The organism is Caballeronia novacaledonica, assembly GCF_900258035.1.
In the GTDB taxonomy this organism is placed as follows: domain Bacteria; phylum Pseudomonadota; class Gammaproteobacteria; order Burkholderiales; family Burkholderiaceae; genus Caballeronia; species Caballeronia novacaledonica.
In genome coordinates, this window is sequence record NZ_OGTP01000023.1 from 1 (window position 1) to 18,068 (window position 18,068).

An 18,068-nucleotide genomic window follows, 5' to 3' on the forward strand; every position below is an offset into this window, starting at 1 on the left:
CCGTTTGAACCGTTGCTACGCTAGCCGACAGCTTACGACGTCGCATGTGCCTAGCGCTTGACGCTCCGGGGTGCTACGTCCTAAGCGTCTTTCAATCTACGACGAAGAGGACGCACATGGCAACGAAGACCGCAAAACCTGCAGCCAAGAAAGCTGCGACCAAAGTGGCAGCCAAGAAGGCCGCTCCGGCAAAGAAAGCAGCGGCCGCTGGCGCAACACTTAAGCCGGTGAAAGACACGTTCACCAAGGCGTCGCTGGTCACTCATGTGGCTGCGCAAGCCGGCGTCGAGCCGAAGCAGGCGAAGGCAGTCCTCGCCGCGCTGGAAGACACGATTCTGGGTGCTGTGAACAAGAAGGGCTTGGGCGAGTTCACGCTGTCCGGCCTGCTCAAAATCAACGCGCAAAAAGTGGAAGCAAAGAAGCGCCGCTTCGGAAAAGACCCATTCACGGGTCAGGAGCGTTGGTTTGATGCCAAGCCGGCGACAGTGAAACTCAAAGTGCGTGCGTTGAAGAAGTTGAAAGACGCCGCGGCGTAAGTGAAGTGACGTCGTTCAGGAAGCCCGCTTTGCGCGGGTTTTTTTGCATCCGTCGTGTGGCGCAGGCGAGCGCCATGCGATGGCCTTCCATTATGTCGTTGTACAGTGTTGCTCAAGCGGACCTGGTAAATCCCGCTGGTAGTGGGATGAACAAACGGAGCACGCTCGATTACGCCGGTCTTGCGAACGCATACGTCCAAGGGTTAGCAGTTGCAACTGCTGTTCAGCAAAATCAATACGGACGACCCCGACCTGAGCGGGCTTGCTTCGGGAGGCGCCAATGGCGCCGGCGCAAAGGTACTCTCCTATCGAAGCCTCTCCGACAATCACCATGACGATGGGTCTTATCAACTACTTAAACCGCGCAGCAAAACGAGCCGGAGGGGTTGCAGCGCTGCAAACCCGCGACCGTCTCTTCCTCGTTCCGGGGTTGCGCATGTTAGTAGGGGAACGTTCACGCAAAGCGACTCCATTGACCCGCTGACCAATACGCCGACTAACCATTCAAAGGTAGCGCTTCCGCAACCCAGCACAGGTCGTGACGAACTTTTCGTGGCCCTTCAAGATTGGGTAGAGAGCGGGACTGCTCCGGAGCGCATCGAGGTGAAGTCTGCGGACGGGAACGTGACGGTACTGTTGTGTTCGTATTCGAAGATGCCGACCTCTACCTGAAATGGCTCGCCCATTAGCACTACGAGCTACATCTTCCAATAAGGGCGTGCAATAGGTCCGACGACTCGGCTTGAAGCCGCAACCGAGTCGCTTTTCCGACCAGGTTCAAGATTGGTCCGAGATGATGTTGAAAGTGAAGAACCTCCGACAGTTCCAACCAATCGACTTCGCTCCGCTAGCGCCACAAGCGTACGACTACGTGCCGAACGGATGGACGCAGGTTCGCCACCTTTGGCCAAACCGCACGCGAGTCCGCAAAGTCGGCCGAAATCTCATCGAGCACTGAATGCAAGTGCGCCAGACTCGAGATTCGGTCTCACCAGAGACATCGGCTGTTCGGTGATTGGGGCAACGACTCGCGTCGCGTGAAGTAAGCGAATAAAGAGTTGCGCGCGAACCTAGGCACTCTGTGGGTCTGCGCTCACCGTCGTCTTGCGGCGACTTCGATTTCGCCTATCGTTCATTTGGCTCCGCCCGGAGTCCCCGTCCAACTCAGGAGGTTCACATGGTAACCAAGCTACCGACGCCGCCGGGGCTCAAGCCCCTTCCTTCCAAGGGATTGAGAGTTCAAGCTGCAATCGAGTGCCTGCCCGAACAGCAGCTGATTCCAAATAAGGACGACCTATCCGATACGGGTCTTCGCGGCGCCATCTGGTTCAGCGTGACCGACGCAGAGGGAAATGCGCTTGATAAGGCAGTTGAGCCGAAGGAGCTGGCGTTTTACACGATGAACAACAACAGCCCGGACGTCAACGATACAAAAGCGGAACTCTATGACTTCACGTCATTGAACGACCAAAACAGATATCGCTTTAACAAAGGGACGGGTGACAAGCTCCCTGCGATGTACCGCGTCGGTTTCTGGTTTCCCAATTTCCCACGAATTTCTGAGCGCCTGCTCGTCTTGAGGAACTACTCATTTCTGTTCGTGATGAACAGGGCCCCTCAATTGGTTGCAGGTGGCGTTATTGCAGAAGATACAGGCATAGCTTTAGTGTCCGCGGCAGTGCTGTTGCGAAGCAAAACCTTGATGATAAGGCTCAATCACATGCTTTTTATAGCCTCGGACCAAGAGGACAGACATCTTTGGGACGGTTGGGCATTCCCGAAAACCGACGACACTGTCTGGTAAGAGGAAGGGTCTGCCGCCTCTAAAAGTGGGCAAGGAGCCACGGCACCTGGCCCACTTTTGCGTTGCTGGGGAGCTGCTTCGAGCATTAACGGAAGAGCCCGCATGATGTGCGCTTCTCTTTGTCCCGGATTGCTTGAACCCAAGCCTCATCCTCTAGGTCCGGTTACACACGCTCAGGGCTGTCTACAAAATCGGTTTAAGCACGGTTTCGAGCTGTCACCTCAAGGCGACAATCCACGCTGCGTTTCAAGTATTGACGGGCGCTCGGGTGACCACGACTGTACTGGCCACGCGGTCGTGAAGAGCCTGTCGTTGCGGATTGAATAGTACCCAAGCGAATCCGATTCCGAGCATCGCAAAGGTAAGCAGGTAGCCTACTGTGCGCAAGACAGCCTGCTTCGTCGACATTGGCTGCCCGGATTCTGCGTCGACGATTTGAAGTCGTACGGCGCGCTTTCCAGGAGAAGTTCCCCAAACTGCCCACAGCACGCCAGTTATCAATATCGGTATGCATTGACCCACGAACAGCGACAGCATGACCGACAACGCAAATCCATCAGGAGACAGCGAAATCTCATCGGTCGGTGACCCCAGTGGTACGAAGAGCAAAATTGCCGTCCACCAAATGGAGTCAATGAAAAGGGCGCGGCCGCGTTGGGCAATCGTTGCGTTGTGCATCTTGAAAGCGAGTCTATGTGCGCGACGTGGTGTTCCTGTTCTCGGTCAGCAGAAATTTCGGCTGACGGTCGTAAGCCCACCCAAGAAGTAAGACATATCGACCAGCCGCTACGCGGCAAGATGTCGGACATCGCTCTCCGACTGCCACGTGCCGTAGACCGCAAGGGAAACGCCCTGTGTATCGAGGAGGCAGGCTGATTTAAGTAAAAACAGCTTTCTTGGACTCGCTGGCGATTGTACGCCTGTAGTTTTCTTCGGCCTCTGCCGGCGGAACGTATCCGATGGGTTCAAGCAAGCGGATATGGTTGAACCAGTGCACCCATTGCAATGTGGCGAGTCCCAGCGACGAGGGGAATGTGTTTAAATTCAACGAATCAGGAGGTCAACCAATTCGGGTTTTGAACCACAGCAATAAGCCTGGGTTATTCAGCGCCAACTTTCATCCCAGTGGAGTGGCATTTGGTCCCGATGGGACGCTCTTCGTGTCCGCGCGAGGTTGCCCGGAGCCGGAAGCGCCTGAATCTGCAAGTTCGCGTTGCATATCGGCTGCCTCGGCTGGTGCAACTTAACGCGCTGAACCGTCGCGCCGCGCAGCCAGTGAGCGACGGTCTTACGACCCATGCGGGAACGCCGTGCAGCGCGGCAATGTGCATACGATGCAGAGACATGTAGATGAATCTCGCTAGCAGCCCTCCGATGAACATGTCCCCGCCGATAACACCGCCTGTTATATTGCCAACCGCGCCGTGGTGTCCCAGCGAACCGAGGGGACCAAGGCCTCGATTGCTGAACTCCGGCGACGCGCGACCTTCGATGCGTGCCCGGCGCGCACGAAACAAAAGCGGGCCCGACGGCGGGCGGCTTATGCATGCGGCGGTACGTTCTTACCTTCGCCGGCTGGCGACGGACAGGCGGCGCAATTACCAAGTGCGACAACATTGTTGTCAGGCGTGGTGCGACGCGTCGGGCGCGTTTCGAGCTATCCGAGCCGGCTGACCGCCAGGCCGTCGTGGATACCGACGACAGGCGGCGCCTTGATGCCAGCGGCCCACACCGTCAGGTCACTGCCAGCCTATCTCAGCGACTGCTTCGTCGGTCATCACTTTCACGCCGAGCTACGTGAGCAGTTCGGTCGTTCGTTTGCAAAATGCGCTCCGACAGCGCGGGCAAGATTCTCGGTCCCGCCTCGATAAGAACGATGCCGATGTCGTGACGCGGGTCGAGCTCGTGCAATCGCAAACTGAACGAAACAATCTGGAAGCCCTGCGAAACGTGCACTAGACTTCGGCTTGCTATGCGTCCTTTTTCATAGCAACCGACTCACAAAGTCACAACGTTGCGAACTTTAGCGCTTCCTCTTCTGCGCGTGTTCGCCTGCCAAGCTACAACAACTGCCTGGTGTTTTCCCGTTCCTCGACCGGGCACCGGCGTTCTCGCCGTGCACCTCGAAATCGCCCGGTTAACCTGATTACCGCTTGTTCCCTTTGGCGCCCGCGAAAGGAGCGCCAGGAACCCCTATGCCTTTTTTTTAAACTTCATCCTGAATTGGGTGCTTAATCCGGCCACAGGGACTCCCTGTAATCGCGATGCTCAGCGCTCAATTTGCTCGCAATAAGGTGACCGTGATGATTAAGCACTTAAGCGTTGCAACGGCAATAGCCGTTGCCCTCTTCTCCCTTAGCGGGGCAGCGCAGGCCGGCGGTAGCGGTCGCTGTTCCAACGAGATGCTGAGAGGGCCATTCAGTTTCATTGGCCACGGTGTGATTCTTGGTTTGATAGGCGACGACGGAGCGGTCCATCCGTACGCGGCACCCTCGATACTCGACGACGTCGCCCTTGTGACATTCGACGGCATGGGCCACTTCACACGTACCGATTTTGGCGTTATCGCTGGGCTGCCGAAGGGGGGGAAGACAACGTTCAATCCGGCACAGAGTGGGAGCTACTCCGTTAATTCCGACTGCACCGGCATTATGCAAATCACCTATGAGGCAGGCGGTGCCGTGCCAGCGGGTGTCGAGACGGACCTGAACATGGTGGTTGCCGCCGACGGTACGGTTATCGAATCTGTTGTCTATCGTGCGCTCACGGTAGGAGGCCAGAGCGGGGACGGCACCGTCAAGTGTCCGCCGAATTGCTCTCAAGGTGTGCAAGAGAGCTTTGAGGGGAAGAAGGTCTCAGTGTTCGGCTTGCGGTGGTAGTCGAACGAAGCATTGTTTATGTTCGGCCCTCCGACGTCGTGTCGCCAGCGTTAGGCGTCGGACGGCCTTTAGACGCTTACATCAGCATCTAACGACCTGTCTTGCGCTCGATGCAAGCAACGGAGGCTCGGTCAAGGCGAGCTGCAGGATGGCTATCCCGAGGTTCTCGCGGAGATACCTCTGAGTCTTGTGCTCCTGCTTCACGCTGAGCGTGTCCGTGAACAGGCAGACCCGATGTACGCGCGCTCGATGGTCGGTGACAAGTGTTTGCGCTTCAAATGAACCGCAGTGGCGAAGGAAATTACTTGTGGCTCTCGCTTCTGCAGAGCCACAGACAGCTCATTCGCAGGCTTCGATACGAGGCGTACTTCCTGACGGTCTACGGCATCGTTCGCTTCGCGCGTAGTCAGCGCATACTTTGTCAGGTTGGTGGTTCTTTCAAACGGTGCAACGTGCCTCGAAGTGAGATGACTTTGCTCGTCATTGCACTTGTCGGCATGCTTCCAGTGGAACTCTTCTCTAGAGTGCCCAGCAACCTGCTTACGCCGTACCTCGCGCATTCACGGGCCACTCACGTGGCACGTTTCCTTTTTCTTATGATGAACAACTCCGGGCTGCGCGAGCACAGCCCAAAATATGAGTCGATTCTCGCTTTTTGAGAGCTCGTCAGCGCAGCCGCAGCGGTTCCAGCTTCCCCTGGGCCGGGGCCGTATTTCCGGCGGTCGGTGGAAACCTTGTTTCTCGTGCTATTGCGACCCACTCTTTGCCAAGCACACGTGTCGTGAGAGAGGAGCATGCGATGAACCTCCAGATTGTCGTGAGTGCGTTCGTGAACGATACGCGCAACGAGGTCCGTGCGGCTATTCTCGTCACGCTCGACGGAAAAGGTGTCACGGGTTTGCGGCGCAATGATTTCAACCTGTACGTGCCAGCTCAGCACATCACAGGCGGATTTTCTTCCGATGTGTGGGGTTGGCGCTTCGAATTTTCAAATCTCGAAAGCGCAATCTTGGAACAGGCGGACAATCCCTCAATGTACGGACTGTACAAAGCGCAGCTGCAATCTGAAGACGCCCACGATGGTGCTTGGGAAGATGGAAATTACTACGGGATACTCACGGTAACTCACACAGTCGAAGCGGTCGTGGGGAGCGCTGGATTCTCAAAAGTGGGCTTTCCCCTACAGAAGCCTCACGAACTTCTGATATTCGAACCAACCACACTACAAGCACGCACTAACTTTGCTTTTTACGTGCCGCCGCCACCCGCCCGCCCGAGGCGGACCTAGCTTCTAACGGCGAGCGCCGCTCACGCGCGCTGAAGCTCTCGGCACCCTAGCCCAGGTGTCCTCTAACAGGCTGTTGAAATGTCCCCTCTTGAACGCGCACCCGCTCACTCGAAAGAGCCAACGCGACGAAGAGTCCCAACTAATTTTACGACGAACTTCGTTGATACAGGTACTGCTAGCTGCGCTGCGTTTTGATTTTCTGCTTCAAGAGCGGCATTATCGGACAGTTACCCCTAACTGCCCGATAATGCTGGTCTAACTCAGCAACTCTCTTGGCGCGAGTGCGAGGTCACTGCAACGTCAGCACCTGTGAAGCAATCACCGGTTTGATGGTCGCTGTGCCAGTGTTCGTCTCGATGGTCAGCGTGACCGGCACGGACGTGGTTAAACTGGTGAACGCGTGACTGCCTACCGCGACGAGACCCCAAGGTCCGCTCTTCTGCCCCGTGAGGACGAGGCCGAACTTCTCTCCGTTGATGACCCCGTCATAGGTATAGAGGCCAATCTTGGGGCTGGGCTGCTTAATCATCCCGGCTGGGACCGTGATGCTTAGCGTTCCAATCGTGAGCGTCAAGTTCTGGGTCGTGGGACTGATTGCCGCTGCCGAAGTCGCAAGCGTGAAACTGGCTGCGACCGAATACGCCTTCAGTTTCGGCGCGACAAGTAGTTCAGTCGTGTACTTCGCGAAACTCGTTGACGAAACGGGCGGGGTCACCGGCGCGGTCACAAGATGCGCAACCTCGCCGGTGAACGGAAACGACGTCGCTAGCAATGTATTCGAGGCCAGGTCCAGGACATACACTCTCGAGTTCGGGCGGAGAGGGTCCGTACGAAGCATCTCCCTGGCTAGAAAGTAGGCGAACTTTTTATCTGCAGTAGGTGCAATTGCCACTGCCGTAGTCAGAATGGTGGTGCTGGCCGAAAAAGTGCCGTTTGCGGTCGTCGCCAGCGTTGTCAAGTCCACAATTGCCCATTTGTTGAACCCGCTGCTCAAAAACAGGCTCTTCTCGTCAACAGAAACAGTCATTGCGGCCAAAGAAACCACCGCCGGGATATCGAGCGAGCGAGAGGAATAGTTCGAGGTATCGACAACCCCAAAATTTCCATCGAAATCGGCAACGTAGATGTTCGGCGACACGGAAGACGTGGTGCTTGCGCTTAAGCCGTTTCCAGGAGGCGCAACCCTCGCGAGCACCGCCAATGTGTTTGCGTCGAGGACCTGTATTGGCCCGTTGTCGTCAAAAACAATTATTTTCTTGCCATCGAACGTCCTCGAAAGCCCAACGGCATCTCCACCCAGGCTCAGCGGTATCTCTTTGATTTGCGTGTTGGTGGCCAGGTCGACGACCCCAAGATTGGACCCGCCATCGCTCAGGTCGAGCAGCACGTAGACAAATCGACCGTCCGCTGAAATGACAGGATTGTGTCCCAACTTGCTCAGAGTGACTGTGTTGAGCAGGGCCTTGGTGCCCGTGCTGAAAATGGACAACGTTGTGCCACTGACGGTGACAAGCTTGTCGCCTGCTGGGGGGACCGCCATGCCTCCCTGTGCGAGGCTTCCAATCGTTCCGGTGACTGTGTTCGACGTGCTGTCGATGACAGCGATGGACGGAGTCGACGTACTGTCTCTGAAGACCAGTGCGGCGTGCGCGGCACCGCAAAGTGCAGTGGCCAGCGCGATGGTTTGAAGCCCTCTCAGCGCAGCCCTTACAGGCAAGGAACACCACGACATCTTCCTCATTTTCTTCTCCTGTTCATCTTCTTTTCGAACAGCACACGATGATGTGCGCACGGACAGCAGCGTGGAAAACTTTCGTAAGAGTAGGCATTCAAACGACGGATTCACCTCGGGAAAACCCGCGGCGGTCAATTTGTCGGTGTGATTGCGCACGCTCGTCGGCTGCTTGAAAGCGAGTCGCGATAGCGGTTGTCATGTCCGGGTAGGACGAGACGTGTCTAGCATCCGACGTTGCGATAAAAAATGCGACATGTCTGAGCTTGCGGGGTCGGGCGCCGCCGCGCTGAAGCGCTAGCTTACGGCTGACACGAATAGGCATGCGCGCTTTTCAGGCGAAAACCTTTGCCCCAACGCTCGCCTAGGAGCCTCGAGGCTTACGGAGCAGGGGTTTGCGCACGATAACGATTGTCGGCGCCGGAGCCGGCTGTTGTCAGGGGTAACTGCCCGATAATGCCTTTCGCCCTCATTAAACGCCTCTCCGACGCGGGCTCTGTTCGCAGGTACAGGCGCTAGGGCAGCATCGACGATTGGCGCAGAATGGAGCTGTAACGGAGGATGCGGTGAACCCGAAAGGCGAGACACAAGCGCTGGTCGAAATCTTGGCGATGGGTGAAGCTGAAATCAGGGGAAGGCAACTTTCGCGACTTTGACGATTTCTTGCGCGAACTCGACCAAGAGAACTCGCTTAATTCGCACGGCAGCAACTGACCACAGCAACAAAATCGTTCCGACGGAGAGCACGACATGCCCTCAATGCTCGAATTTGCGCTCAGAAATCCTGGCTTGATTTTCTTGCCGGCAATCGGTGGTGTCGCAGCCGTGTTTGTGGTGCAGATGAAAACTCGCTACCTCAACTGCGGCGTCTTCTTCGGTAGCAGAGGCAAGCCACTGGTCGCCGATACCTCGGACGGTCCCCCGCCGCTTCGCGCACGTGGACGCGTCATTTTTCGCGGTCGAGTTGGAAGACAGTCTTCCCGCACGCGCCATAAATGAGGCGTGACTTTCTCGACCGCAGCGTAAGGTCGATTTGGTCACAAGAGCGAGTGCGAACATAGTCATCCGACCGACGACCTGCTCTCGTGCGTCGCTACCGGTTCACTTCTTCGCGCACGAGAGAGCCGGGTCGCCGGCCCTCTCGGCATCCAAACCACGCAAATCATGTGCTCCGTTTGGAACTCGCGCGTACGACTCTCCGGATGGTCCGTCACATAGGTCCATGAACCGTCGTCCCCACCTGGCGTACAAGCTGCCAGTAAGACCACTGCCGCTGACAGTGTTCTCATAGTTATCCTGACAATCCAGTTAGCGGCAAGCGACTCATTCGCTTAAGCGCTCTGCCAATCCTGCTGGCGACCGGCTCCTCAGCATCTCAGTTTTTTCCGGCCGACACCTCTGTTCGGTCCTCGCGCTTTGCAGCCTCAGTCTCCTGAGATGGACAATTATTCTTCCACATCGTTTTCGTCATCGTCCGACTCAACGAACTCTAAATTGTTCTCGACTATCTCGACGCGGATTTCTTCCGCGTCATCTTCGACGTCTATCTGGTTCGGCGGCGTCACAACGACTTTGAAGTCGAAACCTAACGCGCTGGCGTACGCGACGTACTCGCTCTCCTCGTCATCGCGCATTACGTCGTCGTCCAGCATCGACCGGCGTTCGGGGTGAAAGTCTTTTCCCGTAAGAACGAGTTGCTCTTCTTCGCCTGTGGCGGACTCGACGACGAGAAGCTCAACGGTTCCCGATGATTCAAGCATGGCGTCCTCCTCAAGTGCATGAAGGCTCGGACCCTCGTGATACGTCGGAGTTTCCCACTCCGTAAGTGGACCATCGGCAAGCGTGCGGGCTCCGGCGAAACTTCGGTTGTTGGCCTAACCGAATGCTGGAGGCGTCCCAATGCGTTACAATGCTTCGAACAAATATTCGATGGAGCGAATAAATGAACGATGAGACTCACCTCGCCGCTCTTCGCACCTATTGGAGAAGAAACCAAGCCTTCCCTGCGATGGCAAAACTGTGTGGTGTCGTTGGTCTGACCAGCACGAGCAGTGTCTTCGCCCTCATCAAACGGCTCTCCGAGGCGGGCTATCTAGAGCGAGTGGAAGGTCGCGTCGCGCCCACGCGTCGCTTTTTCGGCCGTCCGATTATTGGCGCGGTGCGCGCAGGTCTCCCACAGCTGGAAGGACAAGAGCCCCCGGAGTTGCTCACAATCGACGACTATCTCGTTGATGACCCGAACAGGACAGTCCTCTGTCGTGTTCGGGGCGAGTCGATGCGGGATGTCGGCCTGTTAGACGGTGACCTTGTCGTCGTCGAAAAGAACCGGCCGACACGGCCTGGCGACATCGTCGTCGCGGTCGTCGACGGCGAGATGACCGTGAAAACGCTTTGCCTGGCCAAAGACGGCGCTTTCTATCTCGAGCCCGCAAATCCGGATTTCCAGCCGATTCGACCGCAGGGTTCACTGGAGATAGTGGGCGTGGTGGTCGGTGCTGTTCGCAGGTATGGACGATGAGCATTTTGTTTCCATCTGCCGCACGGCAAGCAGATATTGGTACCACAACATGGCTCTGTTGTCATCCATCTGGATGACTTCAAGCAACGACAGGACTCGAAGTCGGACGCCACCAAGCTGCGACTTCTCGAGCAAATCGCCCGTAAGGTCATGTACTTCTGAACCCGCGGCATCCTGCTTCGGCCAGTACGAACGTCTTCGGAAACAAGCCCGCGATGAACGCAGGCTTTTGTCGTTCAAATCCTTGTCAAGCGAGACGCGGCGCGTCTCGTTCATACCGTTCAATGACTGAAACTCGCTCGCTCGCCATCGACACATTAACCCTGCTGCCAACATGCAAATCGAGGTAAAGACGCAAGCATTGCTCGCAATCCTTGAATTCGGCGAAGGCGAAATCAGGAGGGGCGAATTCAGCGACGTCGACGAGTTGTTGTCTGAGCTTGAGCGAGACAGGGACCGAAAGGAAGACACTCGTCGGCCGATTCCAGACCGAACCGCGGGAGACGATGATGACTGTGGCCGAACTTATCGATGCACTGCGTGGCGCAGACCCGACCAGTCGTGTGCTTTTCTTGGGCGAATATGCAGACACCGATGAAGCCGATGAAGTCTGCGAGGTTGCCATCCCGCGGGACGCGTGGACGTGCGACAGTGGGCGTTATGCCGGTCGGGAGTATTCGGTGCGCTACCCCGGCCCTCCTGCTCAGAGGGACAATGCTTACAGCGAAGTAAAGCAGGTGTCCGAGCGCGTCGTTGTTCTCTCTAGTGGGCCGACGAATCTGCGATTTGACCCATACATGTCTAGCGAACGGCCCGACTGAACTATGAGCTTGAGAGCGGAAGAAAGGCTAAGTGCCGCGCTCTAGACGCGGCGCGAGGACATCAAGGATAAGCCCAACCGGCCTGGCGTGTGCACGTCCCGGACACAGCCGCCGCCTGACTAACCGGTGGAGTTCCTTTCTCTTACGCGTTTGCAAACATCGAACTGTCGTCAACGTTGGACGTGCACCTGCGTCACGTCGCCGTGCACGCGCAAGACATCTCCTTGAGGCGTCTTTCTGCGAGGGATGTCATCGAACGTCGGAACGCGGCGTTCGGTAGCGGCCGATGCTGGCAACGGTGCCGCTACCGACTTCATTAGGCCGCGCTGTTTCCCGCGCATCGACATTCGCTTCGCAGTCGCCTGGCGCTTTTTTGGCGACTTGTGTTCGCGCGCAGTGTTCGGCGATACCGAGCCATGAGCCTCGGATGGGTTCCAGACTTCGACGTAATGCTGACCGGCGAACGCCATAGCAGCTATCGTCAGAAGCGCGCTGAGAATGAAGCTCCTTAACAAACGTTTTCTCCCAGGTTTGCGTCCCACACCGAATCGTTTACCGCGCGCCGTATTCTGCCACGCGCCCGTGTCTTTTTAGAAATGCGCCAAAGTGCAGGGATTGCGCGATGCGTAGCCACCCGCTCATCCCGGTTCCTTCGCTGCGTCGAGTCGTCGCGCTCGTTCCAGGCCTCGCGGAAAATGTAGTCCCGCATTGAGACGTCGCGCGTCTCAATGCGCGGCTCCAATGGAAGACACCGCGGGCACGGGCATCGGTATAGCTGGCGGTATAAGTCCGCTCGCTATCGGTTGAATGGATAACTCTTGCGAAATCAAAAAGACCGAACGGTACCGCCCGCCCGAGCTGACGTCAAAGCTGTTCCTGCTTTTGGAGGTTCTGCTCGCAGATGCGGCGACCGATGTTGAATTGGTCGCGCGGGAGCTTGGGCTCAGGGACGAGATGCGAGAGCGGCTTCGGCGGGCGCTGGACCGAGTTGATTGCGCGCAGGGTGTTCTGGAAGCAATTGCCAGCGGCGCAGCCGGGGTGAGTGGGAGTGGCAGTCACGATGGCGGAGCCGACGACGGTTCTGAGGCGATGGAGCGCATTCGGACTGCAGTCGAACTGCTCGCGGAGAACTGGCCGCGAGACTACGCGGACGATGCGGTCGAGTTGCTTATCCTCCACGAATTGAGGATGTAGCGACGACTGAGCAAGACAATCGAACGGTATCACGTTGTAAATCGGCCAAATAGCGCGAAAGGCGCTTGTTTCAAGGGGTTTCCTTGTTGCCATCCGTTTGAACCGTTGCTACGCTAGCCGACAGCTTACGACGTCGCATGTGCCTAGCGCTTGACGCTCCGGGGTGCTACGTCCTAAGCGTCTTTCAATCTACGACGAAGAGGACGCAAATGGCAACGAAGACCGCAAAACCTGCCGCCAAGAAAGCTGTGACCAAACTGGCAGCCAAGAAGGCCGCTCCGGCAAAGAAAGCAGCGGCCGCTGGCGCAACACTTAAGCCGGTGAAAGACACGTTCACCAAGGCGTCGCTGGTCACTCATGTGGCTGCGCAAGCTGGTGTCGAGCCGAAGCAGGCGAAGGCAATCCTCGCCGCGCTCGAGGACACGATTCTGGGTTCAGTGCACAAGAAGGGCCTCGGCGAGTTCACGCTTTCGGGCCTGCTGAAAATCAACGTCCAGAAGGTGGAAGCAAAGAAGCGGCGCTTCGGCAAAGACCCGTTCACGGGTGAGGAGCGCTGGTTTGATGCCAAGCCGGCGACGGTGCGGTTGAAGGTCCGTGCGCTGAAGAAGCTGAAGGACGCGGCAGCCTAAAGTAAAAGCCTGTCGTTGAAGAAGCCCGCTTCACGCGGGCTTTTTTCGTTAGTCTGGTTAGCTCAAGCAGCCTGGAACTCGGTAGACGACACACCTTCAGCGCGCTTGTGTTCGAACTCGCCTCGAAGAAACGCTCTTTCGGTCGTCCTCAAACTCATCGTGTTGTTGCAGCAACCTGTCAAGTCATCACGTAATCCAGCGCCGAAGCTCCTCTGTGGAGATGTCGTCGATGTGCCGGATGGCGGTCGAGACGTAGTCCATATCCTTTTCCGCGACACCGTCCTCGGCGAACAGCGACCGCCAATCCTTGACCACGTCCCACATCAGCCCAATCAACATGCATGCCTCGCTTTCGCTGATTCCAAAGGCATCGCAGCGGCTTACAGCGTTGTCGAGCGTTGCCAACTTGCCTTCTTCTCCCACTCCTAGATGCAGGTGTCGCTCGAATGCATACGATGGGCTCGGTAGAACATCGTAGAGCGGACTGAGACGCCAGCCAGGGAGTGCGAAGTCGTAGATGAAGCCGTGATTACGCAAGTGGTCATCGAGATTGGTCACAAATATATTGAAGACCATGCGCTCGAAGAGTTTCGCGAGGTCACGACGAACCACGTTACGGTCGCAGTGCTCCCAAATGGCCGAAGCAAGTCCGGCATAGGATTGCGTCCGAGACTCGAACTCGTCGCGACCTAGGAGCGTGAGCGCGCTAATGAACGGTACGCGAAGCTCGGGACGCGCGTGGCCGCCGCTCTTGCGGGCATGCGCCGCTGCGTTAACCTTGGGCTCGCGTGCCTCGGACCACCTCCGGTCGAACCGCTCGATATGCATGACTCGGTGCTCATCCAGCGAAATGGTTCGGACATTCGGAACGCGCAGGCCAGCATCCGTCGCCATGTTCAACGTGGCCGCTTCCACCGCCGCCACGTCGAAGCGGTCGCCTTGGCTGGGTAGATTCGCAACCCACACAACGCTGTCTTCGTCACGTACGCTGAGCTTCGGAGGAGCCCCTCCCAAACCTGACCCGCAAGCGAAGATGGGCGCGTTGCGTTTGCGCACCGGCACTCCTGCCTCAATACATGCCGCCGCTTCCATCAGTTCGCCTAGGTCTTCAAGACGGCCGGCACCCTCTTCCAAACGGTCTGCCGCATCGCTCCGAACATCGAGCGCGCCGACCCGCTCACTGCCGGCGTGAAGCAGATACACCGATTCGGGAAGACTGTTTGCAGGCGCCCGCAGCTTTACCTCAATGACGCGCCTTCCCCAGGCGTCGGGAGATGCGTCCCGAATGGCTCCGAACTGCGAATGGCGATAGGTTGGACGAACCGGTTTTCCAGACGAAGCCTTCGCCCTTTCGAAAGAGAGGCTGACCGGGTCGAGCGCGAAGGCGCCGGGAGAGTCAGTATATCTTGCGTCATATCTGAACGAGGATGAAAGCAACTCGCTGCCGTCCTCGAGCAGCGCTAGCTCGCCGCAATGCGTCCATTTTGCTTCCACGTTTGCAAACACGTGCAGATAAGAATCTTTGGCTGTCATGGCATCAGGAGCGTGCTATCAGTCACCAGCGAGGGCTCGCGCGTATTTCATCGCAGCGCGTAAGCCGTTCCCTCGCCGCAACACCATCGGAAGTGTCTTATTCCCTAGGCTCTCGAACTCGTAGGCAAGCTCAAAGTACGTACCCCAGCTGTCGTCCATTGCTTTCATCGAGCGAACAACACGCGCCAGTCGCGACCGGTTCCGGTCTGTGCGCGCGAGAATGGCGGGATAGTAAGATAGACGGCCGACGTTGACGGCGAAAATTGTTCCGCGCATCTCTCGCCTGCTGAGTACGTGTCGGGAGATACCGGCGCGACGGCAGAACTCCGTCTTGGCCAACGGCATTTTCCTATGAGCAAGTCGTCGCCGCGCTCGTCGAACGCGGCGCATTTCGTCAGGCTCGTCAGTATCCGAAAGGTCGTCTACTCTCTTGTCCATATGTCACACTCGTACCGCGTCTCGCGGACCGACAGGGGGTCGGTCAGAGTGCACGGTCCCAATCCAGAACGCTTCGGTTCACACGCCCGGGAAATCAATGCAAGGGAACGCCCGTTCATGTGACTGCTGCGCTACTGTCTCGCGAGCGCAGTGAAAACAACTTCAGCCACTTCAACCACGGTCGGATTCCTGCTCGGCGTGCCAACCTTGATGGCTAACGGAAGTTTGCCCTCTAGCGTTACCGTAACCCGTATGTCTCTCTCGTCAATGTCGCAGACTATTTTGGCCTCAGACTCCACGGAGCCAAGACCGGCAGTGTGGCGCTCGACGACGATTTGCACCGTCGGCGGGCAGCGCGGGACCTCATGCGGAAACCGATAGCCTGGCGCACGGACGGCACCGAGTGCGCGCTTCCATAGCGGACGCCTAGGGTCGACCTCGGTTGCGCTGGAGTAAATCGGCTCGATATATGGCACCCCTTTTGGATGCGCGGCGTCATAAACTTTGACAAATGTGCGGGAAAATTCTGCGACCCACCCTTTGGCGAAGGCTCGGAGCTTTCGATAGTCAGAATCGCTCTCCAGCATGTCGATAGGGACGCGGTTTCCAAGCGCGCCGCTCTTCGACGTCAGAAAATCGAAACGTTGGTCAGGCAACGCTGGAGCAAGAATCCGCGCGACTTTCCATAAGCGCTTCAGTCGAAGTCGCCCGGAGCAGAGTATCGCTGGATAGGCGTCCATACCGTCGACGTCGAGCGCGAACACGCTTTCATCGGCGACCAAGGAGGCGAAGCGCCTCTCACTCACACCTAGTTTTTCGCGAAACGCATCCTCGCGAAGCAGCTCGCCGTACTTCAACATTGCTCGACGCCATTCAAGCGCCTCGGCTTTGATTGCCTCGAGGTCTAGCTTGCCGGACCCCGCAGTCTCCGACAGTAAAAGTTGGAGGTTCTCCCTATCTGCGACCAACACTACCACTGGCTCCGTCCAAGACTCATCCGTCGCATCATTGAAGTCCGTGCTCGGCCCATAAGATTGTGGGTAATAGCGGTCCTCGGCGGTGCCGTCCTCGCGATGATGTCGCTCGTGTATCCAGGCGCGCCTCGGCAAATTTGCGAAGCGGACTTCTGCTGCGTCGCTCGCATCTATGCCGCCGACCAGCATAAGAACTGTAGCATCGTCTGGCGCCCGCCTGAGGCGACGTACGAGCTGATGAACTTTCATGGTGTCTGGCCTTAAAGGCGGCAAGGGAAGGCGTAAGTTGAGTTCAAATCTGAGGAACGTCTTGGGCCGTGACGACAATTCCGTTAAAGCTACGATTGCGCGGACCGCTAGGGCGAGCGACTGTGCATCGCTTGCAGGCGCAACCGCAGTTCGGCAAGCGCTGTCGGTGATGCAATTCCGAGCATCGGGTCTGTCAGCACGAGACGACTGCGACACCACGACGGCCATCCAGTGTCATCATCATCGAGGGCGAGCCAACTGTTCGGCTTTCTGCGGACAACATCCGCCCAAACCTGCTGACCACGAGCAGCCTGCTGAAACTCGAAAGGGTCCATCTGCGAGTGGAACGTGGCACCAATCACGCGCTTGGCGAGAGACGGGCCCAAGTTGGCGGCAAGACGGGGAACCCTTCCGCGGTAGCGCACGACCCAGCTTGTTGACAAGACGATGCGAACACCCGGATACGGGTCCAACTCATGCTCCAAGAGGGTTCGGTTCTCGAATAATTTGTGACCGGGGCAATTCATGAGGCACGGCCCAATGCCTCGAATCCAATACACCTCTGAAGGCTGTAGCACACCATCGAAGTCCAAATAGAGGACGTTTCCTCCCATGTGTCGCGGCGCAGGCGCATCGAACGACGGACCAAAGCTGCTTGGCGAATTGTTGGACACGTAGCCTCGCGCAGATGACGCGCCTTCAGGTGGTCACAACAAGTTGCGGGTTAAAGTCTCGGTTCTCGTAGGCGCTGCTGTCACTGATACCTCGACGGTTCATATAGCCCCGCGGATTGCAGAGGACTCGACACTTCCCCACCAGGTAGTCGCAACTTGCATGCACGTGACCGTGAATCCACAGGTCGACATGCTGCATGAGGGGACTCAAGTCGCTTGCGAAGGCCGGAGAGAGCGAGTCGCCTATAAACCTGGAAGGTATTGATTTCGGGTGCGGCGCGTGATGAGTGATAACGATTGTCTGCCCATTGAAGGGCTTCGCCAGCTCGGCTCTCAGCCACGCGCGAGCGCTTTGATGCAGCTCCAGAGAGTACTCAGGAGAGAAGGCCTTCGCTACGCCGCTGCGAAACAAGGTGAATTCAGGCATGTATTGCCCCGCCTCCCGCATCGCGGGCGATGGCGCGCCATACAGTTCAAAATCCGTCCACAGGCAACAGCCCAGGAAACGAACGTTCTCGACCTGATGAGTCTCCATCTCGAGATATGAGACGCTGGTACCCACTGTCTGCATTTTGATAGACCGGCTGACATCCAGCATGTGACCTGACCGCGCTTCGAGATTGCCGTGAACGTAGATGACAGGTCTAGGCCAATCGGCGAAGCGCCTGACCGCTCTCGCTCCGCGGTCTATGTCACCTGCGAGGATAAGCATGTCGGCTTCGGGCACCGGTCTAACTCCAGTCTCTTCCGTGTCGGGAGACCCTTCAAGGTGAAGGTCGGAAAATACCTGCAAATTCAT

At 57.3% G+C, this 18,068-nt stretch carries 15 protein-coding genes and 1 pseudogene; 8 read left to right on the forward strand and 8 right to left on the reverse strand.

The window, feature by feature from the left end:
- The first annotated feature begins 116 nt into the window (after positions 1-116).
- Both NOV72_RS25210 and NOV72_RS25220 read left to right on the forward strand, forming a co-directional pair.
- On the forward strand, positions 117-536 hold the full coding sequence (locus tag NOV72_RS25210; RefSeq protein ID WP_106857284.1) for an HU family DNA-binding protein: 420 nt from the start codon (positions 117-119) through the stop codon (positions 534-536).
- Positions 537-1,713: 1,177 nt separating this feature from the next.
- Entirely contained in the window at positions 1,714-2,340 is a 627-nt protein-coding gene (locus NOV72_RS25220) for a hypothetical protein (protein WP_106857286.1), read from the forward strand.
- Between the two features lie 246 nt (positions 2,341-2,586).
- Here the strand turns inward: NOV72_RS25220 and NOV72_RS25225 are convergent, their stop codons facing one another.
- Both NOV72_RS25225 and NOV72_RS25230 read right to left on the reverse strand, forming a co-directional pair.
- Positions 2,587-3,018 (reverse strand): RDD family protein, encoded by a 432-nt coding sequence (locus tag NOV72_RS25225; RefSeq protein ID WP_106857287.1) that lies wholly within the window; start codon positions 3,016-3,018, stop codon positions 2,587-2,589.
- Positions 3,019-3,217: 199 nt separating this feature from the next.
- Positions 3,218-3,355: pseudogene (locus NOV72_RS25230) on the reverse strand (IS3 family transposase); the annotation flags it as partial.
- Between the two features lie 1,249 nt (positions 3,356-4,604).
- Between NOV72_RS25230 and NOV72_RS25235 the strand changes: the two are divergent.
- The gene (locus NOV72_RS25235; RefSeq protein ID WP_245933147.1) at positions 4,605-5,219 is read left to right on the forward strand and encodes a hypothetical protein; all 615 of its coding nucleotides are present in this window, start codon (positions 4,605-4,607) and stop codon (positions 5,217-5,219) included.
- A 799-nt stretch (positions 5,220-6,018) separates the two neighbouring features.
- Complete coding sequence (locus tag NOV72_RS25245) at positions 6,019-6,507, forward strand: hypothetical protein (RefSeq protein ID WP_106857289.1); 489 nt, start codon at positions 6,019-6,021, stop codon at positions 6,505-6,507.
- A 289-nt stretch (positions 6,508-6,796) separates the two neighbouring features.
- On the opposite strand, the gene NOV72_RS25250 is transcribed toward NOV72_RS25245, so the two are convergent.
- Entirely contained in the window at positions 6,797-8,398 is a 1,602-nt protein-coding gene (locus NOV72_RS25250) for a YncE family protein (protein WP_146150042.1), read from the reverse strand.
- Positions 8,399-8,989: 591 nt separating this feature from the next.
- Here NOV72_RS25250 and NOV72_RS32085 point away from each other — a divergent pair.
- Positions 8,990-9,238: a hypothetical protein gene (locus NOV72_RS32085; protein ID WP_146150043.1), complete on the forward strand. Its 249-nt coding sequence runs from the start codon at positions 8,990-8,992 to the stop codon at positions 9,236-9,238.
- 446 nt (positions 9,239-9,684) lie between these two features.
- Here NOV72_RS32085 and NOV72_RS25255 read toward each other — a convergent pair whose 3' ends face one another.
- Positions 9,685-9,999: a hypothetical protein gene (locus NOV72_RS25255; RefSeq protein ID WP_106857291.1), complete on the reverse strand. Its 315-nt coding sequence runs from the start codon at positions 9,997-9,999 to the stop codon at positions 9,685-9,687.
- A gap of 182 nt (positions 10,000-10,181) precedes the next feature.
- Between NOV72_RS25255 and lexA the strand changes: the two genes are divergently transcribed.
- The 3 genes from lexA (at position 10,182) to NOV72_RS25275 (ending at position 13,401) form a co-directional block, all read left to right on the forward strand.
- A complete protein-coding gene (gene lexA, locus NOV72_RS25260) occupies positions 10,182-10,757 on the forward strand; it encodes a transcriptional repressor LexA (protein ID WP_106857292.1) in 576 nt (191 codons plus the stop codon).
- 1,628 nt (positions 10,758-12,385) lie between these two features.
- Positions 12,386-12,772 (forward strand): hypothetical protein, encoded by a 387-nt coding sequence (locus tag NOV72_RS25270; RefSeq protein ID WP_106857294.1) that lies wholly within the window; start codon positions 12,386-12,388, stop codon positions 12,770-12,772.
- A gap of 209 nt (positions 12,773-12,981) precedes the next feature.
- Positions 12,982-13,401, forward strand: a complete 420-nt coding sequence (locus NOV72_RS25275) for an HU family DNA-binding protein (RefSeq protein ID WP_106857295.1) — start codon at positions 12,982-12,984, stop codon at positions 13,399-13,401.
- A gap of 186 nt (positions 13,402-13,587) precedes the next feature.
- On the opposite strand, the gene NOV72_RS25280 is transcribed toward NOV72_RS25275, so the two are convergent.
- The 4 genes from NOV72_RS25280 to NOV72_RS25300 form a co-directional block, all read right to left on the reverse strand.
- Complete coding sequence (locus NOV72_RS25280; protein ID WP_106857296.1) at positions 13,588-14,934, reverse strand: type II toxin-antitoxin system HipA family toxin; 1,347 nt, start codon at positions 14,932-14,934, stop codon at positions 13,588-13,590.
- Positions 14,935-15,503: 569 nt separating this feature from the next.
- Positions 15,504-16,595 carry a hypothetical protein gene (locus NOV72_RS25290; protein ID WP_106857298.1) on the reverse strand — a complete coding sequence of 364 codons (1,092 nt, stop codon included), beginning with the start codon at positions 16,593-16,595 and terminating at the stop codon, positions 15,504-15,506.
- A 107-nt stretch (positions 16,596-16,702) separates the two neighbouring features.
- Complete coding sequence (locus NOV72_RS25295) at positions 16,703-17,209, reverse strand: HAD domain-containing protein (protein WP_106857299.1); 507 nt, start codon at positions 17,207-17,209, stop codon at positions 16,703-16,705.
- A gap of 85 nt (positions 17,210-17,294) precedes the next feature.
- Positions 17,295-18,068, reverse strand: coding sequence for a metallophosphoesterase (locus NOV72_RS25300; protein ID WP_106857300.1), 774 nt, complete (start codon positions 18,066-18,068; stop codon positions 17,295-17,297).

Bases quoted from the DNA above. Each gene is read 5' to 3' on its own strand.
- NOV72_RS25210 (WP_106857284.1), top strand. From the start codon at position 117: ATGGCAACGAAGACCGCAAAACCTGCAGCCAAGAAAGCTGCGACCAAA.
- NOV72_RS25220 (WP_106857286.1), top strand. From the start codon at position 1,714: ATGGTAACCAAGCTACCGACGCCGCCGGGGCTCAAGCCCCTTCCTTCC.
- NOV72_RS25225 (WP_106857287.1), bottom strand. From the start codon at position 3,018: ATGCACAACGCAACGATTGCCCAACGCGGCCGCGCCCTTTTCATTGAC.
- NOV72_RS25235 (WP_245933147.1), top strand. From the start codon at position 4,605: ATGCTCAGCGCTCAATTTGCTCGCAATAAGGTGACCGTGATGATTAAG.
- NOV72_RS25245 (WP_106857289.1), top strand. From the start codon at position 6,019: ATGAACCTCCAGATTGTCGTGAGTGCGTTCGTGAACGATACGCGCAAC.
- NOV72_RS32085 (WP_146150043.1), top strand. From the start codon at position 8,990: ATGCCCTCAATGCTCGAATTTGCGCTCAGAAATCCTGGCTTGATTTTC.
- NOV72_RS25255 (WP_106857291.1), bottom strand. From the start codon at position 9,999: ATGCTTGAATCATCGGGAACCGTTGAGCTTCTCGTCGTCGAGTCCGCC.
- lexA (WP_106857292.1), top strand. From the start codon at position 10,182: ATGAACGATGAGACTCACCTCGCCGCTCTTCGCACCTATTGGAGAAGA.
- NOV72_RS25270 (WP_106857294.1), top strand. From the start codon at position 12,386: ATGGATAACTCTTGCGAAATCAAAAAGACCGAACGGTACCGCCCGCCC.
- NOV72_RS25275 (WP_106857295.1), top strand. From the start codon at position 12,982: ATGGCAACGAAGACCGCAAAACCTGCCGCCAAGAAAGCTGTGACCAAA.
- NOV72_RS25280 (WP_106857296.1), bottom strand. From the start codon at position 14,934: ATGACAGCCAAAGATTCTTATCTGCACGTGTTTGCAAACGTGGAAGCA.
- NOV72_RS25290 (WP_106857298.1), bottom strand. From the start codon at position 16,595: ATGAAAGTTCATCAGCTCGTACGTCGCCTCAGGCGGGCGCCAGACGAT.
- NOV72_RS25295 (WP_106857299.1), bottom strand. From the start codon at position 17,209: ATGGGAGGAAACGTCCTCTATTTGGACTTCGATGGTGTGCTACAGCCT.
- NOV72_RS25300 (WP_106857300.1), bottom strand. From the start codon at position 18,068: ATGAATTTGCAGGTATTTTCCGACCTTCACCTTGAAGGGTCTCCCGAC.